This is a genomic window from Roseovarius nubinhibens ISM (assembly GCF_000152625.1).
In the GTDB taxonomy this organism is placed as follows: domain Bacteria; phylum Pseudomonadota; class Alphaproteobacteria; order Rhodobacterales; family Rhodobacteraceae; genus Roseovarius; species Roseovarius nubinhibens.
In genome coordinates this window covers 2,635,015-2,658,871 of sequence record NZ_CH724156.1, presented here as the reverse complement: position 1 = coordinate 2,658,871, position 23,857 = coordinate 2,635,015, and the positions used below count along the sequence as shown (strand labels likewise).

At 60.4% G+C, this 23,857-nt stretch carries 35 protein-coding genes; 2 read left to right on the top strand and 33 right to left on the bottom strand.

Annotated features, from left to right (window positions below):
• Positions 1–366: 366 nt before the first annotated feature.
• The 32 genes from ISM_RS18300 to ISM_RS18480 form a co-directional block, all read right to left on the bottom strand.
• On the bottom strand, positions 367–813 hold the full coding sequence (locus tag ISM_RS18300) for a hypothetical protein (RefSeq protein WP_156783389.1): 447 nt from the start codon (positions 811–813) through the stop codon (positions 367–369).
• 84 nt (positions 814–897) lie between these two features.
• Positions 898–1,209 carry a hypothetical protein gene (locus ISM_RS12710; RefSeq protein ID WP_156783388.1) on the bottom strand — a complete coding sequence of 104 codons (312 nt, stop codon included), beginning with the start codon at positions 1,207–1,209 and terminating at the stop codon, positions 898–900.
• Entirely contained in the window at positions 1,148–1,465 is a 318-nt protein-coding gene (locus ISM_RS12705) for a hypothetical protein (RefSeq protein WP_009814581.1), read from the bottom strand. The genes ISM_RS12710 and ISM_RS12705 overlap by 62 nt, the downstream gene beginning before the upstream one ends.
• Positions 1,462–2,052 carry a glycoside hydrolase family 19 protein gene (locus ISM_RS12700; RefSeq protein WP_040618533.1) on the bottom strand — a complete coding sequence of 197 codons (591 nt, stop codon included), beginning with the start codon at positions 2,050–2,052 and terminating at the stop codon, positions 1,462–1,464. The genes ISM_RS12705 and ISM_RS12700 overlap by 4 nt, the downstream gene beginning before the upstream one ends.
• Entirely contained in the window at positions 2,049–2,435 is a 387-nt protein-coding gene (locus ISM_RS12695) for a hypothetical protein (protein ID WP_009814579.1), read from the bottom strand. The genes ISM_RS12700 and ISM_RS12695 overlap by 4 nt, the downstream gene beginning before the upstream one ends.
• The gene (locus ISM_RS18295; protein WP_156783387.1) at positions 2,419–2,592 is read right to left on the bottom strand and encodes a hypothetical protein; all 174 of its coding nucleotides are present in this window, start codon (positions 2,590–2,592) and stop codon (positions 2,419–2,421) included. The genes ISM_RS12695 and ISM_RS18295 overlap by 17 nt, the downstream gene beginning before the upstream one ends.
• On the bottom strand, positions 2,589–2,813 hold the full coding sequence (locus tag ISM_RS12690; protein WP_009814578.1) for a hypothetical protein: 225 nt from the start codon (positions 2,811–2,813) through the stop codon (positions 2,589–2,591). Before ISM_RS12690 ends, ISM_RS18295 begins: the two co-directional genes overlap by 4 nt.
• Positions 2,813–3,097 carry a hypothetical protein gene (locus ISM_RS12685; protein ID WP_009814577.1) on the bottom strand — a complete coding sequence of 95 codons (285 nt, stop codon included), beginning with the start codon at positions 3,095–3,097 and terminating at the stop codon, positions 2,813–2,815. The genes ISM_RS12690 and ISM_RS12685 overlap by 1 nt, the downstream gene beginning before the upstream one ends.
• The gene (locus ISM_RS12680; RefSeq protein ID WP_009814576.1) at positions 3,094–3,432 is read right to left on the bottom strand and encodes a hypothetical protein; all 339 of its coding nucleotides are present in this window, start codon (positions 3,430–3,432) and stop codon (positions 3,094–3,096) included. The genes ISM_RS12685 and ISM_RS12680 overlap by 4 nt, the downstream gene beginning before the upstream one ends.
• 10 nt (positions 3,433–3,442) lie before the next feature.
• The gene (locus ISM_RS12675) at positions 3,443–4,426 is read right to left on the bottom strand and encodes a hypothetical protein (protein WP_009814575.1); all 984 of its coding nucleotides are present in this window, start codon (positions 4,424–4,426) and stop codon (positions 3,443–3,445) included.
• Positions 4,426–5,364 (bottom strand): hypothetical protein, encoded by a 939-nt coding sequence (locus ISM_RS12670; RefSeq protein WP_009814574.1) that lies wholly within the window; start codon positions 5,362–5,364, stop codon positions 4,426–4,428. Before ISM_RS12670 ends, ISM_RS12675 begins: the two co-directional genes overlap by 1 nt.
• Positions 5,361–8,750 (bottom strand): hypothetical protein, encoded by a 3,390-nt coding sequence (locus ISM_RS18290; RefSeq protein ID WP_009814573.1) that lies wholly within the window; start codon positions 8,748–8,750, stop codon positions 5,361–5,363. Before ISM_RS18290 ends, ISM_RS12670 begins: the two co-directional genes overlap by 4 nt.
• A 51-nt stretch (positions 8,751–8,801) precedes the next feature.
• Entirely contained in the window at positions 8,802–9,026 is a 225-nt protein-coding gene (locus ISM_RS12660) for a hypothetical protein (protein ID WP_009814572.1), read from the bottom strand.
• 86 nt (positions 9,027–9,112) lie between these two features.
• The gene (locus tag ISM_RS12655; protein WP_254655682.1) at positions 9,113–9,382 is read right to left on the bottom strand and encodes a hypothetical protein; all 270 of its coding nucleotides are present in this window, start codon (positions 9,380–9,382) and stop codon (positions 9,113–9,115) included.
• A gap of 89 nt (positions 9,383–9,471) precedes the next feature.
• Positions 9,472–9,915 carry a phage tail protein gene (locus ISM_RS12650; protein WP_009814570.1) on the bottom strand — a complete coding sequence of 148 codons (444 nt, stop codon included), beginning with the start codon at positions 9,913–9,915 and terminating at the stop codon, positions 9,472–9,474.
• Between the two features lie 9 nt (positions 9,916–9,924).
• Positions 9,925–10,308, bottom strand: a complete 384-nt coding sequence (locus tag ISM_RS12645; protein WP_009814569.1) for a DUF3168 domain-containing protein — start codon at positions 10,306–10,308, stop codon at positions 9,925–9,927.
• Between the two features lie 6 nt (positions 10,309–10,314).
• Positions 10,315–10,833, bottom strand: a complete 519-nt coding sequence (locus ISM_RS12640) for an HK97-gp10 family putative phage morphogenesis protein (protein WP_009814568.1) — start codon at positions 10,831–10,833, stop codon at positions 10,315–10,317.
• Positions 10,830–11,159 carry a head-tail adaptor protein gene (locus ISM_RS12635; protein WP_040618531.1) on the bottom strand — a complete coding sequence of 110 codons (330 nt, stop codon included), beginning with the start codon at positions 11,157–11,159 and terminating at the stop codon, positions 10,830–10,832. Before ISM_RS12635 ends, ISM_RS12640 begins: the two co-directional genes overlap by 4 nt.
• Positions 11,156–11,722, bottom strand: coding sequence for a head-tail connector protein (locus ISM_RS12630; RefSeq protein ID WP_009814566.1), 567 nt, complete (start codon positions 11,720–11,722; stop codon positions 11,156–11,158). The genes ISM_RS12635 and ISM_RS12630 overlap by 4 nt, the downstream gene beginning before the upstream one ends.
• 26 nt (positions 11,723–11,748) lie before the next feature.
• Complete coding sequence (locus ISM_RS12625) at positions 11,749–11,967, bottom strand: hypothetical protein (protein ID WP_009814565.1); 219 nt, start codon at positions 11,965–11,967, stop codon at positions 11,749–11,751.
• A gap of 93 nt (positions 11,968–12,060) precedes the next feature.
• The gene (locus tag ISM_RS12620; protein ID WP_009814564.1) at positions 12,061–13,377 is read right to left on the bottom strand and encodes a phage major capsid protein; all 1,317 of its coding nucleotides are present in this window, start codon (positions 13,375–13,377) and stop codon (positions 12,061–12,063) included.
• Between the two features lie 108 nt (positions 13,378–13,485).
• Positions 13,486–14,445, bottom strand: a complete 960-nt coding sequence (locus ISM_RS12615; protein ID WP_156783386.1) for a S49 family peptidase — start codon at positions 14,443–14,445, stop codon at positions 13,486–13,488.
• Positions 14,442–15,719 carry a phage portal protein gene (locus ISM_RS12610; RefSeq protein ID WP_009814562.1) on the bottom strand — a complete coding sequence of 426 codons (1,278 nt, stop codon included), beginning with the start codon at positions 15,717–15,719 and terminating at the stop codon, positions 14,442–14,444. Before ISM_RS12610 ends, ISM_RS12615 begins: the two co-directional genes overlap by 4 nt.
• Positions 15,716–17,383 carry a terminase large subunit gene (locus ISM_RS12605; RefSeq protein ID WP_009814561.1) on the bottom strand — a complete coding sequence of 556 codons (1,668 nt, stop codon included), beginning with the start codon at positions 17,381–17,383 and terminating at the stop codon, positions 15,716–15,718. Before ISM_RS12605 ends, ISM_RS12610 begins: the two co-directional genes overlap by 4 nt.
• A complete protein-coding gene (locus ISM_RS12600) occupies positions 17,370–17,825 on the bottom strand; it encodes a phage terminase small subunit P27 family (RefSeq protein ID WP_009814560.1) in 456 nt (151 codons plus the stop codon). Before ISM_RS12600 ends, ISM_RS12605 begins: the two co-directional genes overlap by 14 nt.
• 99 nt (positions 17,826–17,924) lie before the next feature.
• On the bottom strand, positions 17,925–18,323 hold the full coding sequence (locus ISM_RS18010) for an HNH endonuclease (RefSeq protein WP_009814559.1): 399 nt from the start codon (positions 18,321–18,323) through the stop codon (positions 17,925–17,927).
• A 143-nt stretch (positions 18,324–18,466) separates the two neighbouring features.
• On the bottom strand, positions 18,467–19,207 hold the full coding sequence (locus ISM_RS12590) for a hypothetical protein (protein ID WP_009814558.1): 741 nt from the start codon (positions 19,205–19,207) through the stop codon (positions 18,467–18,469).
• Complete coding sequence (locus ISM_RS12585; protein WP_156783385.1) at positions 19,204–19,809, bottom strand: hypothetical protein; 606 nt, start codon at positions 19,807–19,809, stop codon at positions 19,204–19,206. The genes ISM_RS12590 and ISM_RS12585 overlap by 4 nt, the downstream gene beginning before the upstream one ends.
• 171 nt (positions 19,810–19,980) lie before the next feature.
• On the bottom strand, positions 19,981–20,595 hold the full coding sequence (locus tag ISM_RS12580) for a hypothetical protein (protein ID WP_009814556.1): 615 nt from the start codon (positions 20,593–20,595) through the stop codon (positions 19,981–19,983).
• Positions 20,596–20,650: 55 nt separating this feature from the next.
• On the bottom strand, positions 20,651–20,917 hold the full coding sequence (locus ISM_RS12575; RefSeq protein ID WP_009814555.1) for a hypothetical protein: 267 nt from the start codon (positions 20,915–20,917) through the stop codon (positions 20,651–20,653).
• Between the two features lie 286 nt (positions 20,918–21,203).
• A complete protein-coding gene (locus ISM_RS12570) occupies positions 21,204–21,443 on the bottom strand; it encodes a hypothetical protein (protein ID WP_156783384.1) in 240 nt (79 codons plus the stop codon).
• A gap of 134 nt (positions 21,444–21,577) precedes the next feature.
• On the bottom strand, positions 21,578–21,829 hold the full coding sequence (locus ISM_RS18480; protein WP_009814553.1) for a helix-turn-helix domain-containing protein: 252 nt from the start codon (positions 21,827–21,829) through the stop codon (positions 21,578–21,580).
• A gap of 87 nt (positions 21,830–21,916) precedes the next feature.
• On the opposite strand from ISM_RS18480, the gene ISM_RS12560 reads away from it, so the two are divergent.
• Together ISM_RS12560 and ISM_RS12555 are read left to right on the top strand one after the other, a co-directional pair.
• Positions 21,917–22,255 carry a helix-turn-helix domain-containing protein gene (locus tag ISM_RS12560; RefSeq protein ID WP_009814552.1) on the top strand — a complete coding sequence of 113 codons (339 nt, stop codon included), beginning with the start codon at positions 21,917–21,919 and terminating at the stop codon, positions 22,253–22,255.
• A 578-nt stretch (positions 22,256–22,833) separates the two neighbouring features.
• Entirely contained in the window at positions 22,834–23,121 is a 288-nt protein-coding gene (locus ISM_RS12555; protein ID WP_009814551.1) for a hypothetical protein, read from the top strand.
• Between the two features lie 26 nt (positions 23,122–23,147).
• On the opposite strand, the gene ISM_RS18285 is transcribed toward ISM_RS12555, so the two are convergent.
• Complete coding sequence (locus ISM_RS18285) at positions 23,148–23,399, bottom strand: hypothetical protein (protein WP_156783383.1); 252 nt, start codon at positions 23,397–23,399, stop codon at positions 23,148–23,150.
• Positions 23,400–23,857 lie beyond the last annotated feature (458 nt).

Below are 23,857 nucleotides of genomic sequence, written 5' to 3'. Positions count from 1 at the left end.
TCGCCCAGGCGCGCGGCAGATGAATTTGCTCTGAGACGGCGACTAGGAGGCTGATAGGCCCTCGCAGGCGACGATTAAGGGAAAAGGCCACTACTGGGCCAAGCTGGTCCAACCCCATCAAGAATCGGAAGGTGAGGAATGGGCATCAGATTGAACTAAGGTATGTGCGAACGAGGATGACTAACAAATGCCACAAGTGATTTCACAAACATGCAAGACCAAAGGAACAAAACGCAACGGGCCTAAGCTGTCGTTGGAGGACGTAGTGATGGAGTACGTTGAGAGATACGGCTTAACCGAAAAAGCCAGAGACTATTTTCGGCAGCAATCCGAAGAAGATGGCAACCAGAACACTGGTGATCGCAACTAAGCAGGATCATATCGACAACCACATTTCTTACGGCACTGCGGCAGTGGTAAAGGCGAAAGAGCGTTGCCTCTTAGTATGCGACAACAAAGCGCCCGACTTGCCTCGCAAGGTTCATCACAAACCACGAAGCGATACTTTTTGAACCAAGTGCGATCTAAAATTCGATAGGCTTGAAACCACATGGCCCAATCACGGATGCGCTCGATTAGGAGCCTATCCTCATCTTGAAGGTCGTAGTGAGGTTCAACGCCAGGATCCTGATATCTTGCATACAAAAAGAACCGCTCGCGAGCGATCACCGCAGCTTCTCTGTCGGAGAGCTTTGAACTAAACCCTGCCTGCTCGTGTACGAGGCGCGCTATCGGCAACAAGTCAATAATCTCGATGCCGTCGTCCACGAGAATTCTTGGCTCACGTTCGAACTCTGCGACGTACTTGATCATCGATCTCTCCCGGGGTGCACAATAGCTCAACTCCTAGAAGCTAGATTGGTTCAGCTAGACGTCACCATTTTTAACCCCGATAGTTCAATTACTCATGTTTTCAAGGGTCATTGAAGTATTTCTGCTTGGCTCCAAACACACCTGTGCGGGCTGCCCCTCCTCGACGGCGTCGAGGATGCAATCTGTCGCGATGATCTGCCCATTGGCTCGATCGAGCGCCTGCACATGGTCGGTCAGGATCACCCCAACATCGGCCAGCGTCTCGGCACGCCGCTCGGGCACCGTGACCGGCTGGCGCAGCGGCTCGGGCACATCGGGAACGATATTGCGATATTCAATCCTGGGCGTGCAGGATGCGACCCAGAAGAGCGCGGAAATCGTCAGGAAGCGGCGCATCGAAATCTCCTTTTCGGAAAGCGTCTTTGACCTGCTCATATTCGGCGGCGGCGGCGGCCTGTCGCGCGGCCTCGGCGCGGGCCACATCAGCAGCGGCGCGAGCTTGCGCGCGGGATTGCTCGAGAGCCGTCACAGAGCGCGTCAGGCGGGCTTTATCGTCGCGCAGGCGGTCGACGGTGCCAGACTGCCACCAGAGGGCCGCGCCGAGCCCCAGAACGGCGGCCAGCGCGGCGATGAGTGCATAGCGGGTAATCATCGGCCGAAAGCCGTGGTGGGCGGAGAGGCCGCGCCGCGCATCGCCTCGATCGCGGCCTCGAAGGTCTCGGCATAACCGGCGATCTTTCGGGCCCGGTCGGTGCCGTTGACCACCCGGCGCGCGTTCAAATAGTCGCCGGGCAGATAGTCATGGAGCGCCTTGCCCGTGAACCATCCATCACAGCAACCACGCACAAGGATCTTCGCCGCGATCGAGGGCTCGAGCGCCAGGTCGGGATTGCCGATCAGATCTATACCCAGAACACGCGAAGCGAGAGCGTAATTGCGCCGCCCGGTGATCTGGACATATCCACGCCCCCGGTAGCGCCAGCCGTCGCCGGGCTCTGTGTTGCCAAGGCGCGGCCCGATCCGCCCCCATGGCTCGTATTTGTCGAAGTAGCGCCGCCCACCGCGCTCCGTGATCGGCTGCAAGGTGTTGGCGGTTTCATGAAAGGTGGTCGCCAGAAGGTAGGACCGAAAGGTGATGTGTAGCCCATCAGTGGCGGCCAAGAGTGTGTTGCACCCATCAACCTGATCCTGGCTCATGCGCCGGAACAACGGACGGATTGTGTCGAAAAATTCCTTCATTTGCGCCTCCATCTGGGCTTGGTGAACACGCATCCGGGATAGAACGGCGCGGTGAAAATCGAGTATCGCCCTCGGTGCGGCTCAGGAATTGTCAGGTGCCGCGCTTTGAGGATGTGCCAGAGGCCGATGAGCAAGATCAGATTGACCACCAGATTGATCGGCCCGGGCCCGACGCGCATGACGAGATCCGCGTTGATCCGCCAAGCGACATCCCAAACGAAAAGGCGCGGAAAGGCAGAGAGCGCACAGATAGCAAGCCCGCGTGCCAGATAACCGGCGGCGCTGCGCCCCCAGAAATCGAGATGCGGCATGAAGCCCCGCGCGGCCAAAACACCGGCACACAGCAGAATGGCGGCCAGAAAGAGATTAAGGGTCGCCAGCATTCCGAGGCTCCTTTGCTTTGAGGGTGAGAAGCTCATCGAGTGCACGTTGCAGGCTTTGGCGCTGCTGTTTGATCAGAGCCAACCGGCGCTCTTCGAGCGCGAGTTTCTCGGCTGATTCCCGGATCTTCTTTCTGGCCTTCCAGGGGAGCCGGATCATAGCGAACGCCCCCTGATGGCCTGCTCCAATTGCTTGAGGGTGCTGAGCACATCCTGCTCGCGCCGCACTGCATCCTTGGCGTGATCATTGCTCTGCTCGATCAGGCGATCTGTCAGCGCCTCGGTCCTATTGCGTTCGCGCACCCACGCCCATGCCAGCCCGGCGATGACGGCTGAGGACAACCCCCCGCCGAGCTGATCGATGATCGCGGTCCAGTCCATCACACTTCGATTTTTGCTGCCGCGCGAAACAGCTCATCGAGGTCTTCCTGCGTCAGACCAGAAGCCTCGCCTAAGCTGTTGATAGCGGCACTAGTGCGACGAAATTCCGTTGCCTCGCTCCAGGCCAAACGAAACACTTGGTCTCCCTGCTCTACGATGGCCTCGACTTTCTCAAGGATTCCCGCCTCCAGCATCGCGGCCTTTGCTTGAAAGCGGCTCACCACCATTCCCGCCCGCTCAGCAGCCAGCGCCTCACCATTACCGTTTCTGATTTTGATGATCATTTGCTCGCTCCCTCGATCAAATCTGCCTCATCGACAAACCAAAGATTACGAGCGCTGCGGTCGACCGGGATTTCGGACGCCTCAACTATTCTATAAGGCCGGGGTCGGGCCTCGAAATGACCTTTGTCATAAGTGCTACCGACTGTGACGCCTTCTTCCACCAGCCCGCCGTCAATGTCTTCCTGTGTCACCACGCCCTCGCCTGTCTTCACGAAAACCTGCCGGGGGGGCACATCCTTTTCCGCAATCTCTTCGAGAGAGAGACCGCAGTTCGCCGGAATGAGGACGGACAACCGCCCATCATCGTTCATAAAAATAATGCGCTGATCACTCATGGGGTTACTCCTATTGGACAATGATCACAGATGCATTCTGCGCGTCTGCGGCGGATCGGAACGGAGCATTGAGCGCATGAAGGCGAATTTGGCTGGCCGTCTTCAAAGTTGGCGCAGACGAATACCCCCCCTGCAAACACAAGGCCAAAACCTCCCCGCCCGAAGACGAGCAAGAACCAACAAATGCGTAGTTCGCGCTTTCCAGTGCTGTGGCAAAGTTGATCGTGTAATCGCCCGTCCCGTTATCGGTGATGCTTGAGACATTGTGGCTGTCAAGAATTGCTACGCTGCCAGTGCCGCTGAAATTCACCCACGCCTTAACGGCCTGTTTTGCAATAACCGCCTGCTTGGTCCGCAGCGGGGTCATCACCTTGGTGTTGTCTGCCCCGGCCTCGGCCTCAAGCTGGGTGGCTATGTCCTGCCTCGAAAGTTGCTTTACCCAACTTCCCCACACACTGGAGTATCTGGTTAGGGTCCATATCTCTCCAGTGACCTGATCCAGTAGAAGGATCGCCGGATCGCTGGCGTTAATCTTGCCGTACCAGGCCACCCCGTAGGTCACCCCCGAAGGTTTGTTGGCCGTGCCGGGTTCCACCCTAACGATACTGACCGGCGTGGTCGTCGTCAGTAGGTCTGAGCTGACAGGGGGGTTCCCCGCCGCCCCCAGTCCAAATATTCCGTTGAGGTGATTTACGGGGATGCGCCCTGCAGTGGCGTCGGTAGGTCCGGACATCACCGCCTGAAAATCCAGCGCCGTCCCGCCTGCATTGACCCGAAGAAGCTGAAGCGCTTTGCCCGCAATCGGCGGCAAATCACCGGCCTGCGCCGCTGCCACTGCCGCATCCGCCTGCTCATCCACAAAATCGGCCACGTCATCCATGTACTCGACCAACGGCTCGAAGAACTCGATATTGGCCTCGGCCCGATCTTTGAACGTGTCCGGCTCACTACGCAGCGCCGGGGGTGGCACGACAGGCTTGACGGGTTTAGACATCAGACAACTCCTTGAACTTCGATTGCAATTTCGGCGTAATCCGCGCCGACATAGACCTCGCGGTAACCGCGATAGAACCCGTAACCGATGGCCGCGAACTCGCGACGATCGCTGGCAATCCAGACGGCCGGCACACCGCCGCGCAGCCGCTTGAACGACTGAACAAGAGCGAAGAGGCGGGATCGGTCGACCGAAATACTGAAATCGAACACGCGCGTGGCCGGGCGCTGCACCGTCTCCAAATCGCCGTAGTCATCGACCTGCACATATGAGAAATCGAGCCCGGAGAACCCGGTGCCGTCCTGTTTCGTCTGGCCCATCTCGGTCAGCTGGCCAAAGACGATCTGCCCCGCCTGCACATCGCCCACCGACCGGCTCAGCGTCACCACGATCCGCGGCGTGCCGAGCACCGGCAGATCGGTGAGGACGAACTCAGTGAGCGGCGTGATTGGCTCGGTGAAATACGCCAGCCAATCGATGATGGCCGAATTGTCCTGCATCTCGACCGTTTCATCATAGAGCTTCTCGGCGCCGGAATAGACCTCCACCCGAGCCTCGCTTGCGAGGATCTCGAACCCGGCAATTCCGCCGATGAACTCATTCGGCGTGAGCTCGACCTGGATCGATCCGGGGTTGCTGGCGATGCGCGATGGCTTTTGGTCGAAGAGACGCCAGGGATTCGTCGCGCTGATCAGCTGCCAGTTTTGCGGATCGGGATTTTCGATCAGCGGATCGGCGAGAGCTGCCATCTCAAGATCGGGGTTGTTGCCCGTGTTGTCGGACGTCAGTGAGCGATAGACGGAATGTGTCGCGGTGCTGATCACCATAGCGCCCCGCGCATAAGTCGTGGCACCGCTCCACTCGGCATAATCATCCTCTGGGATGTTGATGTCGGTCAGCGTGGCCTCGGTGACCTGAAACGGGATCAGTACCTTCATGACGTCACCCCCAGGTTCGCCCGCCGGGTCTCCTGATAGAGCTTGTCGGAAAGCCGGGCGTTGTTGATGTTGCCCTCTTGAATGGCCCGCACCACATCTCGCAGCAGATCATTCGTGTCCTCTGCCGCACGGATTTCCTCGAGCGTCGCACGATACCCATCGGCCGAGGCCGCATAGGCCGCGTCTGCCGAGGTGCGATAGAGCGGGCTGTCAGCGAGACTGTTGGTCAGAGCATCCGCGCCTTGCACGATCTCGGCAAAGGCCGGGGCAAGCTTGATGAGCTCAGCAGTCAGCTCATCATCGCCGAGGCTGTTGGCCTCATCCACCAGAGCCCGGAAAGCGGCGCGCGTGCGCGGCAGGGCATCGATCCCGAGATCCGCAAGGCTCGCGGACAGCAATTCCGTGGCTTTGGCCGTCCGCTCTGCATCGCTGTAGAAGCCTTGGTAATATGCCGCCGTGCTGCTGGTGAACCCTTCCAGACCGCCGAAGAGGTCAACCAGGCTGCTCGCCGCATCCGCCCCGATCAACCCCACGTCCTTGAGCTGCAGGCCGAGCAGGTCGAACGCTCCGTTCACATTCGCCAAGCTTGAGCTCAGCCGCTCCAAGGTATCGAAAGAGCTTTCACCGGCACGGGTGAACTCATCGCTGGTCAGCACCCGATCAGCCATGCCGATTGCCAGCTTGTCGAGTTCGGCCTGCAGGTTCTCTTCCAGCGTTTCCGCATGAGGCCCGCTGGCCCAGATCGTGAAGGCCTCACCGGCAAAGCCATCGATCGCATCTGAGGCGAGGCCGAGCGTATCTGCCATGCTTCTTACGGTGTCAGCTAAGCCAATCGCGGTATCGTCGAGCATGCGCTGCATCTCTTCCTCGAGCGGCTTGTAAACCGTCTTCGAGCTTTTGAACGCGCCGCCCTTGTAGAAGTCGAAAGACTGCACATCGGCGCCATCGGCGCCAAGACTGCCGCGCACACCGCTGCCATAATAGCTGCGGCTGAATGCTTTGCTGAGCGCAGTTGCAGCCAACGCCACGGCCCCGATCACCGGAGCAGCTGCGCCAATCGCGCCAGCGATCGAGGTCAGGGTCGGGGCGGCAATTGCCGCACCTATCTGGCCGCCGATCGAGGCAAGCCCCATGCCAATCCCGCCGCCCGCGCCGAAGACTGCGCCAATGGTATTGCCGAAGCCGCTCATGAACGCGCTTCCGATGCCACCAAAGCTGCCCAGAAGACCACCGGCGCCGCCGCCCCCGCCGCCACCACCGCCGCCAATGGCAGCTTGGGCGGCTCCTGCCACGCCATTTGTGCTCAGCCCGAGGCCTATGACGATCCGATTGCGCGCAGCCGTCACAATCATCTGTGTGATGAGGTTTTTGAAACTGTCGAGGATGTCGTTGGCGAAGCCTTTGAAATCCCGGAAACCGCGCCCAATGAAGTCACCCCAGGCGTCAGAGATATCGCCCATCAATGGCAGCTGATCGGCCAGTTCATCATTGAGCTTGGCGACTTCCTTGTCATAGGCACCTTGCGACAAGCCCGCGTCGAGAAGCTTGTTCAGATGTGCAATCTCGGCGTTATACTTCTTGACGGGATCCGCTTCGAACTCGAGGCGCTCGATCTCATCGGCCAATTCCTTGGTTGCCTTGGCCGCGCGGCCCGCGCTTCCACCATCCTTGCCCGCCTGCCCGACACCGCCGCCAAGATCGCCCATGGTTTTATTCAAACCATCGACACCGGCATCGGCGCTTTCTGCTTCCGTCTTCGCGGCACTCATCGCATCGCGCAGCGCTTGCACAGAGGTCAGCGGGCGCCCGGCAAGGCCTTGCAAGGCGCGGCCATAGCTCGCGGTGCCCTCGGCATTGGCACGCAGATCATCCGCCGCGCCACGCATGGCGTCCGGGATGCCAGAGGTGTTGATGTAGTCGGCATTGAACGCATCGGTGAAGGCACCTTTGACCTCGCCGAGCACATCGACGGCATCCCCCACATCAAGCTTGAACCGGTCGAGGGCGCTAAATTTGATCGGGTCTTTGCCCACCGCCTCACGCAGCGCATTGATTGGCGCCAGAACGCCTTGCATCCCTGTGCTCAGAATATCGATCAGCCCATTGACGGCCTGAGCCCCGAGGCGCTTGAACACGTCGGGCATCGTCTTCCACCCGGCGGCCACGGCCTTGGCGGCACCCGCCCACGCACCCACGACCTTGTTCACCGCTTCCAGAACCTTTTCGATGATCCCTGCAAAGCTCGACACCGCCGTCGCCCGGATATTCATCCAAGCCGCCTTGAGCCGCATTTTCATGCCCTCGAAATAGGTCACGATGCGCCCACTCACTTCGACCGCGACGTCCTTGAGAAGGCTCATCGCTGCGCCAAAGCCGCCCGTGGCCACGACCAGCTCCGAGAATTTCCCCACAAGGATGCCGGCACCCACGACCAGCGCGCCGATGCCTGTCGAGATCAGCGCACCGCGAAGCGCGATCAACGCCCCTCGGAACGAAAACGTGGCGGCCTTGGCCAGCACAAGAGCCCCGACATAGCGCGTGGCAAACACCGCCGCGCCGACAGAGGCGATCCCCGCCAGCTCATTGAGATTGTCCTTGATGAAATTGATCACATTGCGCAGCGCGCCGCCCTGCTGCAGCGATGCTGTGAAGCTCTGTGCCAGCGCGGTCAGGGTCGGCGCCACGCCGCTCACAATCTCATTCTTGAGGCCGGTCATGGCCAGCCCGACATCCCTAAAGGCCAGATCGACATTCGCAAGCGAGGCGCGCGTTTTGTCATCGAGGATCGCACCGAGCCCCTCGGCCCGCTCACCGAGCCGCGCCATCTCAGCACCATTGTTCTGCAGCAGCGGCACAAGAGCGGTGGCATCAGACGCCATGGCCTCCATATAGAAGGTCATCTCCTGCTGGCTCACCCCGGCCTTTTCCAGGCTCGAGACATAAAGCTGCAGCGCATCTGGCCCGGATAGCTTTTGAAACTCGGCAGCGGTCACGCCCACTTTGGGTGCGATGTTCTCGAAGAAATCCGCCATGGGGCCGCCGCCGGTGGCCACAAAGTCACCGACGCGATCTTGTGTGTCCTTGAGAATATCGGCGAGCTTGTCCTGCTCGACGCCAACAGACTGGGCCGCCGCAGACCAACGCTGAAACTGCACCGGCGCGGCACCGGCCATTTTGGACAGACCAGAGATTTCGCGCGCCGAGCGCGCCGTCGAAAGCGTCAGCGCTGTGAGACCTGTCGCCACGACAGTCGCGCCCGCCGCTGCCGCCTTGAACTGGTTCTGCATGACGCGCAGCTGCTTTTGCGCCTGCTTTGCGCCTTTCTCAAACCGCGCGCTGTCGAGGCCGAGATTGACGCGTAGCGCGCCGATGACCGATTGGCTCATGGAATGTTCCGATTGTCTGGGCCCCGGGGTGAGGCTGTGGGGCGGGACGGGCTACCCCCGTCCCGCCGTCTTCTTCTGCGACAGAGAAATGAGGAACCCGCGCACCTTCGCATTGGCCACCTCGTTGGAGATGGCCTTACGGCCTTCGGTGCTGTCCTCGAATTTCGGCATCTTCTTGGGATCATGGAAGGCGAAGCTAATGAGCTGCGCCATCTCGTAATTGCGCATCCGCGCCAGCCGATGCTCTGTCTCGATCCGCCGCGCCTCACCTTGCAAGATCTTGGAGATCTCGCGCGGGGTGAGATGCCAGAATAGATCGTAATCGCGCCCTGCCTCGAGCCAGGCTGTCAGCAGGGCGTCGATCAGGTCGCGACGGGTTTCGCCTTGCGGGCCTTGCTGCCCGCCTTCCCGTTTCCCGAGGCGCTCCCCTGGGCCTCGGGGAACGCGGCCGTGGCCATCTCGCCAAGAACCCGACCAACCTCATCCATGCCCATTTCTGACATGATGTCGCCAACCTCTTCGAGGCTGTGATCGCCCTCAATGGCAATAGACATCAGATTGCGAATTTTCCTGACATCTGTATCCCCCCGCTCGAGAGCCGCATAGAAATCGATGACGGTTTCGCCTGCCATGTCCTGGTAATCGCACATGGCGTTGATCGAGAGGCGCGCCCTGTAGGACACGCCCCCAGCTTCGAAAGATACGGTGCCGCGACGCGCGCTCATGCTGCGGTGCCTTTCGTCCAGGTCACCGCACCCGTTGTGCGGATGTTGATGTTCATCTCGACCGGCGCACCGAGATCCCCACCTTCGGGCACGGGCGTCGGGTATCCCGAGAATTCGAACACGTCGCCCGTGCTCTGATCAACCGCAGGCACCAGCGTCGTGCGATACATGATCGGTGTGCCGAGCGCCTTGTCGGCCAGCTGCTGTTCATAGCCCGCCGAGGTATAGCCACAGGGCACCGAGATCTCGCCGGCATCCTTGAGGCCCGGGATGTACTCGCGGAACCCGTCGACGCTGTCGAGGCTGGTCACGTCCTGATAATCCTGCGCGGTGGTTGGCACGGCAATGCCCTTGCATTCGGGGATCGCGTCCCAGGTCGTGCCGCCATCCGTCGAACGCTCGACGCTCGCCCCATAGGCGATGATCTGTTTGCTGCTCATAGGAGCCTCCTAGATTGAGTAAGTGATGTGAAAATCGAGCGAGACGCGATAAGGCTGGCTGACCTCGTTCGACCCACCCTTGTGGCTGTCACGCGTACTCGCATGAAAGACACCCTTGATCCCGCCACCGGCATGGCCGCTGAGAGCAGCACGCACGGCACGGGAAATCTGTTTTGCTTCTCGATAGGACAGCGCATCGCAGTCGACCTGGATCCGGGCCAGATCGAGACCGCCCGGCTTATTGACCAAATAGCCGCCCGTGTCGCTGATCACGGTCAGGAGAACGCCTGGCAGCGGCTTACCCGCCGGATGCTCCCCATAGTTCACCGTGGTGCCGACAAGCCCCGAGACCCCGCTGTCAGCCAACAGCAGGGCGCGAATGAGTTCTTCCATTGTGGTTTATCCTTTAGCGGCCCGCCGGGCGGCTTTGCGCTCGGCTCGGGCAACACTCTTCTGAATTTCGTCCCATAGCTTGGCTTTCAGCCGCTCAAGCATCTGCTGCTGATCAGCATCCCAAGCGGGTCGCATGAAGGGCTGCGGCGCGGTACCGGGATGCCGCGCGCCTTTGAATACCCCGCCCACAATATGCGGCGCGGTCCCGAACTCGACCAAGTGCCCGTGCCGGCCACCGTCGCCGAGCTCATATGACGGGCCCACGAACATTTCGACCGAAGCCTTGTCATCGCGGAACATGCGCCGATGCATCCGGCCTTGCCGCTCGTCCAGCTTGGTGCTGATCGTGATCGACTTTTCCAGCGCTCTTTTTTTCTTGCGTACAATCGCACGCGCCTTTTCAGCCAAAGGCTCGGCAGCATCTCGCAATGTCCGGCGAAGAACACCCTTGCCTGCACTTTTGCTCAGTTTTTCCAGCTGGGCATCGAGATCCCGCAGCCCCTCAATCTTGAAAGACACGCTCATTGCTTAGCCAACGCGACACAGTCGATCTGCAGTTGATAACGCCGCCCGACCTCAGAAATCCCGATAATCTCGTATTCGAGGCCGCCAGAAGCAATTTGATCCTTCGCCGTCAGATCGCGCGTGAATGACGTGGATTTGACCACGAAACGTGTGGCCAAGGTGGCGTTGACCCAGCCTGCATCGGCCTTCTCAGATGCGTTCATATCCACGCGTGCCGCCCAAATAGGGTCACCGTAGTCCGCATAGTCCTCGATCGACTGGAACCCATCATCGACCAAGTTGAAGCGGCGGACCTGTATCCGGCGATCAAACCGCACTCGGCTCATGCCGCCGCCCATTCGACTGGGCGGGAATACCGGCTTTGGCGCATCAGGATGCGACTGCCAAACGATACCATCTCGCGCTTGTCCTTGTCGGGATTGATCCCTGCCTCATACCAATCGCCCGCGATCAGGATGATCGCCTCGCGCAAGGGTTGGGGCACCTCATCCGCTCCGACCTCGGCAGTCACGCGCACGGCAGCCCCGTCGGAAACAGAGGACCAAAAGCCAGAGGCGAAGACCAATTGCGGCTCATCATCACCTTGCTCGAGCGCCACATCGGCGAGCGGCAGCTCAACCCATGTCGACCCATCCTGCCATTCGATCTTGGTCACCGCGTCCACCGGGGCGCAGGGAAACCACCAGCGCAATCCGCCAACGGCACGAAACGTGATTTCGACCGAACGGGCTGTAAGGGGGCGGTTGGTGCCGGTCTCCACCACGGCCTGAGCAGCGGCCAACAGGCCTTCCAGCAGCGCATCGTCTGCTGTCTCATCTGTCTCGATGTGACGTGACCGCTTGAAATCGGCCACGACCACCGCAGCCGTGATAGTATCCAGCGCCTTCATTGCCGCCCCCTCAATTGCTTTTTAGATCAGGCGGTCGGAGCTGCTTTTTTGGCAGCACCACCGGAACCGCCTTTGCCGTCCTTGCCATCGTCGACTTCATCAGCAGCATCGGGTTCACACTGCACCCACGCGGGCTTCTTGCCGCCGGTCAGGGTTTTCGCTTTCTCCGGGTCGAAGGAGGCGACATCGTTTTTGTTCCAGCGCCCGTGCGTCCGGGTGCATTTCAGCGTCACTTTATCAGCCATCGGGCTATCCTTTCTCATGAGGGAAGCCGCCCCGGCGGAATACCGGAGCGGCGGTTGGTTCTGGGCCCGTCCGATACGGGCCTCAAATGCGGCTTAGATCGACCAGCCGGTGACCGTGGCCCCCGAGATCGCCGCGTCATGCATCGGCGCGAGGTCGTGCTCGCTGATGGCGCGCATCAGGGTCAGATCGTTTTGGAACGCCGACACCGGATCCCCGGACTGGTTGACGAACGTCGCCTGGTCGCTGGTCGCGATGGTCAGGTTCAACGCGTCACCGATCATGATCTCCGAGAAATCCGCGAAGGTGATCTCGGTGTCGGACCCGGCGCCGAGGTTGTTCGGGATCTGCGAGCTGGTGAAGATCTGGTAGCCCTTCAGCTCGCCGGTCTTGTCGATCGACGGATAGAGCGGATAGCCATTGGCGTCACGCAGTCCAGCAAGGAAGTTCTTGGTGCTGGCACGCATCGCCCAGCCCGGAGCCATCATCGAAACATCCGCATCCTCGACCAGGTTAACCAACGAATTGATCAGCGCCTCGACAGCGTCAGCGGTTTTCGCGGTCTCAACCTTCCAGTTGGGGGCAAGGCACCAGCTCTTGAGGCCTTTCGGCGTGCCGCTCGTGCCGTCATTGCGCAGGAAGGCGATGTCTTCGCGCGCCGCCATCTGCATGACCACGTCATTGCGCACGACACGCGCCATGGCGACGGCCGATTGGCGCAGCAGATCATTCGAGATCGGCACCAGTGCCGTCAGCTTTTTGAACGCCATATCGACATTGTCGAAGCTCGGCTCCGATTCAACGATGGCCGCTGCCTCCGTGCCATAACCCGCAGTCGCACCGCTGGCCAAACGCGCATGACGCATCTTGCCCGCAGGGATCGGCGAGGGTTGCGCGCCCGCCTTGCGCACCACCACCTTGGGCCGCAGCAGGTCGATAACCTCTTGGGCCAGCGGTTGCGGAATGGTCACGCCGCCAGCGCTCGCGGTCGCGCCCGAGAGCACGGCGGAAATGCCGGAATGGCCTTCTTGATCCAGATAGCCGGCAGCGCCCGCACGATCGCCCTTGTGAATGGCCAGAGCCCCCACGATGAAGCCAACGCCCATGGCCTTATCTGCCTCGGACTGCGGACGCGCCGCAGCGGTGATCGGCGAGGACGTGCCGCCACCGGTGGCCTCATCACCCCCACGCGCAGCGGCTGCCTGCGCGGCCTCGACGCTTTCGGCGCGCCTCAGGGCCCCATCGGCCTTTTTGAAATCCGCCTCAGCGGTGTCGAACTCACCCTGCGCCGTGGCAATCGCTGCCTCGTCGGGCGTGTCGGCCTCATCGAGTTCGGTGAGCTTTGCGGCTGCCGCCTTCATGGCCGTGGCCGCCGCGCTGCGCGCCTGGCGCAGATCGTTGATGTCCTTCATGGCTGTATCCTCTTTGAAGGGTGGTGGCCGCTTCACGCGGCCCACGGGTAAACACCCCGCCAGCATGGCCGGCCGGGCTGGTCGCACTCGGGTTGCCCCGCGTGAAATTCAGGTGTTGGAGATTGCGAGCGCCAGCCGGGCCCGCGCCGACGCGCTCAGAGCCCGCGCGCCAGTCGCGCCGGGTTGACCCGCATAGGCGGACAGCACTCGCTCATAGAAGGCCGCACGCGTCTCGGCGCCGTCGGCCAGATTGCGCGCCAGCGCCTGGTCGGTGCGATACATTGCTCCGCCATCGGCTTCATCATCGGTCACCGAAAGATGCTTGGGGAGCCCCGCACGATCGAGGCCGCGCCCCGTCGCTACCGCATCGAGAAAGGCCGCCTCTGCCTCATCGAGGCTGCGCTGAATTTCGGCAAGGCCCGTTTCACTGGTCGGGTTCGGGTTCTTGGCGCGAGCATGCGAGGAAAGATGCACGCCCCATTGATCGCCCCAATTGTCGGGCTTCACCGGCCATACCGAGCTGCGCATGGTACCAATGCTGCCAAGTTCGCTGCCCGGGATCATCGTGATGTCGCTGGCTTGCGAGGCAATGAAATAGGCCGCCGAAGCCGCCATCGGATTGACCAGAACATGCACCGGCTTGATCGCAGCCAGCGCGGCCACGGCTTGCGCCGCGCCTTCGAGCCCCATCACCATGCCGCCGGGACTGTTGACGTCGAGAACAGCGGCAGAAACATCCTCATTTGCTGCGATCTCGGCGCAAGCGGCCTCTATGCCTTGATAGGTAGCCCAGCCGAAATACCGCTCGAGCACCTCCGAATCCGGTGTGAGAATGCCCCGAATGGGCATCACAGCAACACGGCGCGAGACAGCAAAGCGCTCGCCACGCCGGATTTCCACCGGGCCACCGGCCATCACGGGGCCTGCCGCCGGATCAGTCGAGCGATCCGGCCACACCTCAGACAACAGAAGATGGCCGCGCTCAAAATCAAGCGCCATGATCTGGCCGCCCAGATGCGCGCCGATGCTCGACGCCATGAATGGTGCCGCGTTCAAATTATGGGTCATTCGTCGTCCCCCTCTTTGGGTTTGGCCGTATCGTCGCGCGTCATGTTCGACGGTGGATAGAGAACATCGCCGCCGTCGATCGGCTCGCGCCCCTCGGCGATGCGGTTTTCATTGACCGTGAGCCACGGCCCGCCCACGGCTTTGGCGGTGGCCTCATAGCGCTCCTTCATGGTCGCCTCCATGAGGGCATCGTAATCATGCACCAGGTGAATACCCCGCTCGCGTTCGGCCCGCGTCAGCAGTCCGATCTCCATGTAATCCTCGACCGGCTTGCCCCAGTGGGTGAGGCAGTCTGTCTTGTAGTCGATGGCCTGCTGCTGGCCATTTGCCTTCACGCCATACTCAAGCATCTGAAGCTTGGACGGTGGCATTCGATACATGGCCGCCAATTGCTCGCGGTCAAATTTCCGACTGGCGAGCAGCTCTTGATCAGCGGCGGAAATATCCAGCGTTTCGATATCATCATTAGGACCGATTACCGGCCATCCTTCAGCGTCCGGATCCCGCATCATGGCCCGAATGCGCTTTATGCCGCGTGTCGCAGCTTCCTCATTCTCGAAATTGTCTTCCAACTTCACATAGCCGCGCAACTGAGTGCCCGAGGCTGTCCGCGCTGCCGCCTCCTGCCCAGCCAGCGCGAGCCCAACCGACTCGGCTGCCACGCTGAGAGGGCTGCGCCCGGTCCAGCCATCGGTTGCCAGATAACGCAGATGCACCATCGATCTCGCCGGCACTCGGCGAGATACCCCTGCCCCGTCCTCGAAATCATAGAACCGCGCCCGGCCATCCCGGAGAATATGGCACCGATCGTTGTGGATATACTCGAAGAAGAGCGGCTGGCCCGCCCCATCCCGCGGCGCATAAGCATGGGCATTGCCGCGCAGCGCAAAGGAGTAAACCAGGCAGAACCGTGTCCCGATAGCCGGTACGCCAAATGTGCTTTCCACATTGAGCAGATAGTCCAGCGCATGCTCGGTCACGCGCACCAAACGGCCCGTTGTCTTGTCTTTCTGCATGACATGCATCGGCAGCTTCGACAGGTCACCTGCGATGATATTGGCACAGGCGAAGACTGTCGCGTGACGCTGCGCGAGTTCAGGGGTGACGCGCGGCAAGGTTTTGACCCGGCTTTGCGATCCGCCGATCCACTGGCCCAGCCATGGATCTGGTGACATGGTCCCGCTTTCCCCAGACGCGGCCGCCACGACAGGCGGCTCGACCCGCGCGGCGCTCTTCGCGCCCCCACGGCCTATGATGCGATCCAGCAAGCTCATATCGATCCAACCTCCGACCGCTTCTTCTTGGTTTCGTTTGCCGTCGCGCGTCCGACAGCCATGATCATTGCCACCGCCGCATCGATGCGGCCTTGGCTCTTCTTCTTGTTCGGCTTGATGTTCTCAGCCGCATCCTCATCCCGATGGACATTGCCCACCTGCCAGGCCAGCACCGGGTTGCCGGCATGTCGCAATCTGTTTTGCGCCACCCGCTCCTCGACCCGTTTCATGGGCCCCGACATGCTGGCAAAGCCCTGACGGTGTTCGACCATCGGAAACCGCATCCCGTCGAGCGTGTTCGCGAGGTCTTTCATCCCCCAGGGATCGAAGGCCACCTCCTGAAGATCGAACTTTTCCCGGATCCAAGCGAGCCGATTGACGATCTGTCCCTCGTCAATCACCCCGCCATGATGGACCTCGAGCCACCCCTGATCGCGCCAAGCAACGTATTCGCGCTTCTCGGTCTGCGCCCGCTTGATAAAGCCAGCCTCGCCCGAGGGCAGGAAGGTCCATACCCAGACATAAATCTTCTCTTCGATCGGCACCGCCATGGCGATAGCAGTCGTGTCGACCTTGTTCGACAAATCGAGCCCGACCCAAGCCTTGCGGCCAAATAGATCGCTTGGCTTGAAAGGCGCCACGGCCAAGCCCCGATCCCAAGCCGCCTGTTCGATCCATGCCTCAGCACCCTCCGTCCAAAGGTTCATGTGGAACCGTTTGAAGTTCGGCATCTGCCCCGCAATGATCGAGGCTTTTTCCGCAGCCTTCCGCACCTGCGCGAGCGGCTTGCTCACCCCAAGGTTCGGATTGCCCATCGCCCAGGCTTCCGGATCGAGAGGATCTGCATCAGCAGGTGGCTCAGCCACATAGGCGAAGAAAGCGTCATCCTCGACCTTGCCGCGCAGCACGCTTTCAGCATAGTCGCGCAGCTCGCCGCAAAGGCTCTTTCGGTTTTGTCCAGCCGTCGTGATCACCCAATCGATGGGCTGCGATCGCGCGATCATCGATTCCACGATGGTCTCGGCCAGCTCCCGATCGGTCCAACGGTGCATCTCATCACGGGCCAAAAAGCTCGGGTTGATCCCGTCCGAGGAATTGCCATCCCGCGACAGGCAGAGGATCGAGCCATCCGTCTTGCCCGTCTCGATGATGTGCCGATGAGCCTCCATAAAATGCGGCAAAAACGGCGAGCGTTTGATAATCCGCTTTAGCCCTTTGAACAGAAGCCCCGCCTGATCCCGTGTCGTGGCGGCGCAATAGCCTTCGGGTGCCGCTTCCCCGTCGAAGAGCTGAGTAAAGAGCATCGGCACTGCGGTGTCGGTGGTCTTGCCGTTTTTCTTCCCCACCTGGTGATAGGTGTCGCGAAAGCGGCGAAGCCCCGACTCGCTTTGTTTCCAGCCGAAAACCGAACCATGCCGAAACACCTGCCACGGCTGTAAGGTCATCGGCTGGCCAGCCAACGGGCCTTGCGTGTGGTGCAGCATCCCCGCGAAATTGCAGATCGTCGATGCTGCCTCACAGTCGAAATAGAACCCGCGTTCGCCGGCCGTCTCGAGATCGAGCAGATGGCGCTCGCAAGCCAACCGCACCATCTCGCCTGCGACCACATTCCCCTCGACAACCTCGACAGCATACTGGCTGACAGGGTGATCAATCGGATCCATCAGCAGACTTGCCCTTGAGCTGGCGCATCAACTTATCAAAGAGATCGCCTTGGCCGTCCGACCCCACACGCGATTCATCAACCGGGGTGAGGCCGAACAGCGCCGAGTCGCGCCGCATCTGGTTCATCGCTTCCTGCTGCGCTCCCCAGGCGGCAGTCTTTTTCTTCTGAAGCCCATTGCGGGTCTTCACCTCGTACCACGCCCCTTCGAGCTCGATGTCATTGGTGGCCCGAATGAAATTCGCCACCGCCTCACAGTAGCTCGCAAACTGATAGCGATAGTGCGGTTCAAGCCGCGACATACGAGCGAGCGCCGGTGCGAGCTCTTCCCAAACCTCGCGCCCAAGCTCGGTCAACATGCCCGGGGCTTCCAGCGTAGGGCGCGCACCGTCGCCTTTCATCGGGATTACATTGCCCGCCGGTGTGGGTTTCGCGCCTTTCATCGCTCATCAAGTCCTTTCATGCCCTTAAAACTATGGGCTTTTTTCTCCAATTCGACCGGTGCGAAAAGACTGGTCCCCACGCCGGTCCGAGGCAAAAGGCTATGATTTTCGGATAGCCCCCCCGTGCCAGACCTCGCGGGCCGTCTTTCTGGAATGGCAGGGCTTGCAGAGCGCCTGCCAATTGGTTCGATCGAAGAATTTCGCCCGGTCACCGCGATGCGGCTCGATATGGTCAACCTCGGTGGCCTCAACCACGAGGCCCAGCTCTCCACAATCGCAGCAAGTGACTTGCCGAGCGAGGAAGGCACGCCGGCCATCTTTCCAAGCACGGGTGGCATACAGCTCGATGCCTGCCTGAGCCTCGCGACCGAGCTTTGCCCGCGCACGTCGAGCAGCCTGTTTGTCTAACCGCTCCTGCTCATGCCGATGACAATGCGCGCCACCATCGATGGATAGATCATCGCAGCCCGGTCGGCAGCAGACCTTGCGGATCGCCATCGCACACCTGTGATTTTGCGTAGGGGAAAGAGAAAGACGCCCTTCGGTTTCCCGAGGGCGCCTTTGTAGATGTTGAGCAAGAGATAGGCCGCTGATGAACCTTCCGTCAAATATTTTTATTTCGATGCTGCCGGAATCTCGTCCTATCTAAAATGCACAGCCGAGAAGTTCGTGCGCGATACCGGCCCCATCATGCGATCGAGCGCCTCGCGCAACGCCTGCGTCAGCGCCTTGATATGATCGGACTTCACGGACCAACCATGGGCGCGCAGAACATCACTCATCGTGCCCTCTTCCAGACAGATGATGTCGATCAGACGCCGATCCGTGATGCTGACCCGTGAGCCACGGGCCGAAGGCCGAATGCGCCGCACAACCAGCGCCGAGCCATCGCCTATCCGATTGTGCAGCGCCGCGATTCGCGCGCTGTCCCGCAGCACCGCATCCATATACCCGCCGCCATCACTGCCCGAGCCGCGTTGCGACAGGCTTTCCATAGACGAGCACTTCATCCCCGCACTCGCATGCTTCTCGACCAGGTCGCGATAGAAGCGCCCCATCGCCACCTGCGACGGGCTGAACGGCGCGGGCTTCTTGTGACGCGCCGCCTTCGCCGCCATCACGTCAAAGCTGTCCGCCCGCTGCAGCGTCTTGCGCCCCATGAACCCGGAAGGCTTCACCTCAAAGCCATCGTCGCCCTTCGGATAGGAGGCCATCATCTCCACCATCCGCACCGGGCCCCGCGCCGGCGCCTCCGGGATCTCGGGCCCCACCTCGGACGGGACATAGCCCTTCGCCCGCACCGCATCGAGCCGCGCCACCTCCGCCGCCTGCCGCTCCGCCTGCTCTTCCATCCGCGCCCAGATATCTTCAATCACGCTCATGCTGCTGTCCTCTGCTCTTTGGCCTTGATGATGTCGAGGCAGCGTCGCCGCGCCTCCATGTAGCGCTGCAACCAGTCCAGATCGCTCGGGCTCGCCCGCCCCGCCTCGCGCTCCCGCTGGATCTGCGACCGCTTGCGCTGGTTCGCTTCCGAGCGGTCCCGGATCTCCTTCATGGCGAAGTCATTCGGCGGCATGCCGAAGCGCTTGAGATAGCTGAAGAGCTCAACCAGATAGCCGCCGGACTTCGCAGCCTCGCCCGCACCGGACTGCAGATAGGAGCGCACCAGGCGGCTCTCGCTGGCCGGGGCCTCCTGCAGACGCCGCGCCCAGTTCATGATCGACACCTCGGCAGGCCAGATGTTCTTCTGCGGCCCACCGGCATAGCGCTCGACCACCTCGGCCAAGGCCTGCAACCGGTCTGTCGCCATATAGGCCAGCCGCGCCTCGAGGCTCGACAGGAAGCGCTCATGCTCCTCGACCTTCTGACCGCGCTTGCGCATCATGCCTCCGCTCACCAAAGGCTCGATCAGATGGAGCCTGACCCGCGCCTTGCCGTCCTTCAGTTCCTGACCTTCCAAAGCTCTTCCCCCTCTTCTCAGCAATCCGACTTATCCACAGGCTCATCCGGTCGAAATTGGCGCGCCCGGTAGTTTCTTTTTCTTTTGATTTCTTCTCGTGTCCTTTCAGCGGCTCGGTTTTCGGAAAAAATAAAAACTTCCAAAAACCGCTTCAGGAAGTTCCGGTTTCTTCCGGCGGAAGATTTTGGGAAGAAATCACTGCCGCGAGGACAGGTCATTCAAAGCCTCCCTGACACGCTTCAGCGTGGCGCTCCCGCCCGGATATTGGGCCTCGATCCAATCGCTGATCGCGTTCACCCGTTCTTCCATCTCCGCGATGCGCGCGGCCCCCGGCAGAGCTTTCAGATGTCCGATGATCGTGCCCAGGCGTTTGCGCATCCGCTCGTCGGCATTCCTGGCGCCATTGCGCTTTCTGGACCCCAAGGCCTCTCGCGCCACCTCGGTGACCACCGGATGCGCCAAGCGCACCTGCCCATTGTCGCAATGCACCCGATGCCAACCGTGCAACGGCGAGACGTCCCGGCTGTTCAGCTCGCGCCACCGCGTGGGCGGGATACGCAGCAGAAAGGCCAACGCCTCATCATCACAAGGCAGCGTGCCGATAGGAGTTTCATCTTGGGCCAGAAAGAACAGCTCCATGCCGAACCAACCGACTTCGGGATCTGCATAGCCAAAGCGGCGGAACTCGCTGCCCCGCCATCGCTTCAGGTTCCAAGGCACAAAGTAATGCGAGTCCAAACGTTCGGTTGAAGAGATCGGATAGATCTCGATGTCATCTGCGTCCACGACCTGGAGAGAGCTGGCCTTCATGGCTTCACCTCCTCCGCGACACGGGTAGCAAGTTCCCGGTAGATCCGCCGTCCCATCACGCCACCCCCTGCTCTTCGAGGTGACGCCGGACGCCCCACAGCACCCAGGTGCCATCAACGCCGGCCAGAGAGCAGACCATGAAGAAGTCCTTGCTGCCGAACCAGCGGCGGGCTGCTGCTGTTTCAGTGGCATGATCGGAAGCTCTTGGCGCTACCGCGAGGCGAAATAACTCTTGCAAAACAGCGCACCACAGCGCGCGGCAGCTGCGCGGGTCGATCTCATCGTCAGTGACCAGCTCGAAGGTGGGGCTTTGCTTGCTCATGCGACCACCCCTCGCAGATAAAAAAGGTGCGCCGAGGACAGGGAGGAGTACCCCGACCTCATCGAGGACGGGCCTCGGCGCACCAGTCGACAGGACCCAACCGCCCGATAGGGTCCAGCCAACAGGGAGAGAAAGGTGCCCCGGCGCGAGCAGACACAAGCATCCGGGGCACAAGGCTGGCGTCGCGCGGCAGAAGGCCCACAGGCAGAGGGCCAAAACGCAGACGCCAGATCCCGCCGCTGGGATGGGACTGAATGGCGGCGGGGATAAGAAAGCAGACGCGGCTTCATGCTGCGCGATCCATGTGTTTGAGAGCATGCTCCAAGAGCCGATCAGGATGGCTCGCGAATTCAAGCATCACCTTGTCACCCGTCGGGCGAGACACGCCCGAAAGCCAGTTGCAAGCCGTCTGAAAGGTTACGCCAAACATGTAAGCAACCGTTTCGGCCCGGCCGTAATGCTTGCGCAGGTAGTCGGCCCAAATTTCTGCGAACTCGATCCTCATCCGATACGGATCAAAGGCCAAACGAGCTCTCCTCTGACGCACTGACAAGTCAAAAACATTGTCATGAGACCTTTGAGCGCATGCCTGCGAAGATGGGTAAAGCTCTGCACTAGATGAGCGTGTCGGAAACGTAAGAAAAGAAACTGATGCGGACTTCATGCGGCATCCTCCGAGGAAGGGACGGCCTCACATTGCTGCCTATTAACGGGCGACGATGCGACAAAGCTGAAGAGATACATGGGGCACTCGATGCCTTCTTCATCACACATCGCCTTGATGAGGATGTACCATTTCGCAGGGAAGCAGTTGGACGTGGCGGCGTTGCTGACAGTCGTGAGACCAACCCCGACGCGATCGGCAATCGCGCGCCGGCCCAACGTATCACATATGGTCGAAACAGTGGTCATTCCCGACCATTATTCCAGAAAATCTGGAATGTCTAGATTTCAGAATTAAGAAATTCACATTTTCTGTAAGTAAGGTACACCAAACATATGGATTTGTTGACAAAAGAGAAATTGGCCCGTCGCCACGATGACAGCGTTGAAGCCTGCGCCATTCGGCTGCGCGCTGCCCGCCTAATGACAGGGCTTTCACAAGCAGACGCGGCCGCTGAAGCGGGCGCATCCAACACCGCACTCAACAACGCCGAACGCGCACGTAACTACCCCCAGACAAAGGTTATGCGGTGGCTCTACAGAGCCCACCGCGTCGACTTCAACTTCCTCCTGGCCGGCGAATTCTCACAACTTCCCGCAGACGTACAAAGCGCTATCTTCGCGATCCTTTCAGACATGAACGAAACGCCTGCAACGGATCAAAAATCCAATTGATATTCACTCCCAACCGTGAAAGGCGGGCAGCTGATTGAGCAATGAATTTGTTCATAATTGACCCATTCCTGTTCCGGAACATTTAAGGAACAACCCGCGATTGTGTCAATGTTTCAATCCTGCAGCGTAAAACTGATCGCGCCCTAAAATCACTCCACCGCGTCTCCAAACACGCCGACCAACACTGTCACCATTACCCGCGAAGACTGAGGAACATTTGAACCCGCCCAATCGGACCAAGCCTCAAATCCGCACCCACCCAGGACGCCCCCGGGCACATTGAGAGCACCGATTGGGTCGCGTGCGCCATCGGCCCCCGCGGGTTAAGGGGGAATAATTCGCACGGCAACTCACATTTGACGCTGCCCCCCAAGCACCCCGAAAAGCACATACCGTAGGTTAACCCCCTATTTCCAATGCCCTCGCCACATCAAATTCTCCCAATCCCCACGCCAAACGACCAATCGCCAGCAATCAAGAAACTAAGCGGCACCAACCCATCATCCATATTTTATGAATATTACAATTGCTACTCCAGAAAATATGAATTACCTTTGCCCCTACATTAGGAGGCAATCATGTCCAAACCGCACACTTTCGACACCGCTGACATAACAGCTGCCAAGACCATTGTTAGCAACCCATCCGATTATGCCGGGGACGCTCAACTTCGCCTCGACGCTTACGCAACTCTGGTCAAAGCGCGCGGCGGTGTATTCCGAGCCGAGAACATCCCCCAGATGATGCCGGTAGAGACCAAGCCCGACCCCGAGCGCAGTGAACTGACCCGCGCCATTGAGCGCGCCCAGCCCGCTATAAGGGCAGCAGCAGCCCGTGTGCGGGGCCTTGGTGGCAACGCGGCATGAGCTCTCGCCAGCCCTTTCACTCCCTCTTAACCTCGCAGCAGGCCGGCATCCTGTGTAATGACGCGCGGTTCCAGCGGTTCGCGGCAGAAGCTTGCGACTGCCAAGGGCGGCAGTTCAATGAAAGCGCGGCGGCGCAGTTCGTCAGGACTTACTGCAAGATCGAAAGCCGCCGGCAGTTGGATAGTGACAGTGCAGCCAAGCAGAAGTTCCAGATCTTGCGAACAGAGTTCGATTGCTGGACCGGCAAGATCGCTAGCCAACCCTGCAGCTTCTGGCACGCCGACACCCTTAGCTGCGGCCGCCCTGGCGGATGCCACTACGATCAGAAGACAAGGCGCTGCGAGTGATGCTCTTGATGTTGAAAACCCCAAAGCCCCAAAACTGCAGCCCTAGAGCTTGCCTCCCCTCGAGAATGGCTATCAGTATGCACACGGTTCCCTACGACCATACCTCTGATGCCAGCGCTCTTGCAGTCAGAGGTTACTCTCCTCCGAGCTGTTCACATTCAGTTCGGGGGAGCTTTTTCGAAATCACTGGTTCTTCATTGGCGGCCAAACTTGCCAACAAGGATATTCGCGCTACCTGCCCGAACATCACCGCTCACGGCTGCGCTCCCCTGCTAGAGTTTCCCTCTTTCCTCGGCAGGGGAGCGTATAACTCTTGGCTTGCGACTCAATTGGAGTTGCCCTCCTCATTTTGGGCCCATTGGCTTTCATCGGCCCGCCAAGATCCAGCA

Bases quoted from the DNA above. Each gene is read 5' to 3' on its own strand.
- ISM_RS12615 (WP_156783386.1), bottom strand. From the start codon at position 14,445: ATGACCCATAATTTGAACGCGGCACCATTCATGGCGTCGAGCATCGGC.
- ISM_RS12600 (WP_009814560.1), bottom strand. From the start codon at position 17,825: ATGAAAGGCGCGAAACCCACACCGGCGGGCAATGTAATCCCGATGAAA.
- ISM_RS18480 (WP_009814553.1), bottom strand. From the start codon at position 21,829: ATGACCACTGTTTCGACCATATGTGATACGTTGGGCCGGCGCGCGATT.
- ISM_RS12705 (WP_009814581.1), bottom strand. From the start codon at position 1,465: ATGATTACCCGCTATGCACTCATCGCCGCGCTGGCCGCCGTTCTGGGG.
- ISM_RS12640 (WP_009814568.1), bottom strand. From the start codon at position 10,833: ATGAGCGTGTCTTTCAAGATTGAGGGGCTGCGGGATCTCGATGCCCAG.
- ISM_RS12655 (WP_254655682.1), bottom strand. From the start codon at position 9,382: ATGGCAGGCGAAACCGTCATCGATTTCTATGCGGCTCTCGAGCGGGGG.
- ISM_RS12625 (WP_009814565.1), bottom strand. From the start codon at position 11,967: ATGGCTGATAAAGTGACGCTGAAATGCACCCGGACGCACGGGCGCTGG.
- ISM_RS18300 (WP_156783389.1), bottom strand. From the start codon at position 813: ATGATCAAGTACGTCGCAGAGTTCGAACGTGAGCCAAGAATTCTCGTG.
- ISM_RS12635 (WP_040618531.1), bottom strand. From the start codon at position 11,159: ATGAGCCGAGTGCGGTTTGATCGCCGGATACAGGTCCGCCGCTTCAAC.
- ISM_RS18010 (WP_009814559.1), bottom strand. From the start codon at position 18,323: ATGGCGATCCGCAAGGTCTGCTGCCGACCGGGCTGCGATGATCTATCC.
- ISM_RS12650 (WP_009814570.1), bottom strand. From the start codon at position 9,915: ATGAGCAGCAAACAGATCATCGCCTATGGGGCGAGCGTCGAGCGTTCG.
- ISM_RS12630 (WP_009814566.1), bottom strand. From the start codon at position 11,722: ATGAAGGCGCTGGATACTATCACGGCTGCGGTGGTCGTGGCCGATTTC.
- ISM_RS12700 (WP_040618533.1), bottom strand. From the start codon at position 2,052: ATGAAGGAATTTTTCGACACAATCCGTCCGTTGTTCCGGCGCATGAGC.
- ISM_RS12675 (WP_009814575.1), bottom strand. From the start codon at position 4,426: ATGTCTAAACCCGTCAAGCCTGTCGTGCCACCCCCGGCGCTGCGTAGT.
- ISM_RS12605 (WP_009814561.1), bottom strand. From the start codon at position 17,383: ATGGATCCGATTGATCACCCTGTCAGCCAGTATGCTGTCGAGGTTGTC.
- ISM_RS12580 (WP_009814556.1), bottom strand. From the start codon at position 20,595: ATGAAGGCCAGCTCTCTCCAGGTCGTGGACGCAGATGACATCGAGATC.
- ISM_RS18295 (WP_156783387.1), bottom strand. From the start codon at position 2,592: ATGATCCGGCTCCCCTGGAAGGCCAGAAAGAAGATCCGGGAATCAGCC.
- ISM_RS12695 (WP_009814579.1), bottom strand. From the start codon at position 2,435: ATGCTGGCGACCCTTAATCTCTTTCTGGCCGCCATTCTGCTGTGTGCC.
- ISM_RS12690 (WP_009814578.1), bottom strand. From the start codon at position 2,813: ATGGACTGGACCGCGATCATCGATCAGCTCGGCGGGGGGTTGTCCTCA.
- ISM_RS12620 (WP_009814564.1), bottom strand. From the start codon at position 13,377: ATGAAGGACATCAACGATCTGCGCCAGGCGCGCAGCGCGGCGGCCACG.
- ISM_RS12645 (WP_009814569.1), bottom strand. From the start codon at position 10,308: ATGGAAGAACTCATTCGCGCCCTGCTGTTGGCTGACAGCGGGGTCTCG.
- ISM_RS12575 (WP_009814555.1), bottom strand. From the start codon at position 20,917: ATGAGCAAGCAAAGCCCCACCTTCGAGCTGGTCACTGACGATGAGATC.
- ISM_RS12560 (WP_009814552.1), top strand. From the start codon at position 21,917: ATGGATTTGTTGACAAAAGAGAAATTGGCCCGTCGCCACGATGACAGC.
- ISM_RS12590 (WP_009814558.1), bottom strand. From the start codon at position 19,207: ATGAGCGTGATTGAAGATATCTGGGCGCGGATGGAAGAGCAGGCGGAG.
- ISM_RS12680 (WP_009814576.1), bottom strand. From the start codon at position 3,432: ATGAGTGATCAGCGCATTATTTTTATGAACGATGATGGGCGGTTGTCC.
- ISM_RS18290 (WP_009814573.1), bottom strand. From the start codon at position 8,750: ATGAGCCAATCGGTCATCGGCGCGCTACGCGTCAATCTCGGCCTCGAC.
- ISM_RS12610 (WP_009814562.1), bottom strand. From the start codon at position 15,719: ATGAGCTTGCTGGATCGCATCATAGGCCGTGGGGGCGCGAAGAGCGCC.
- ISM_RS12670 (WP_009814574.1), bottom strand. From the start codon at position 5,364: ATGAAGGTACTGATCCCGTTTCAGGTCACCGAGGCCACGCTGACCGAC.
- ISM_RS12555 (WP_009814551.1), top strand. From the start codon at position 22,834: ATGTCCAAACCGCACACTTTCGACACCGCTGACATAACAGCTGCCAAG.
- ISM_RS12710 (WP_156783388.1), bottom strand. From the start codon at position 1,209: ATGCGCCGCTTCCTGACGATTTCCGCGCTCTTCTGGGTCGCATCCTGC.
- ISM_RS12685 (WP_009814577.1), bottom strand. From the start codon at position 3,097: ATGATCATCAAAATCAGAAACGGTAATGGTGAGGCGCTGGCTGCTGAG.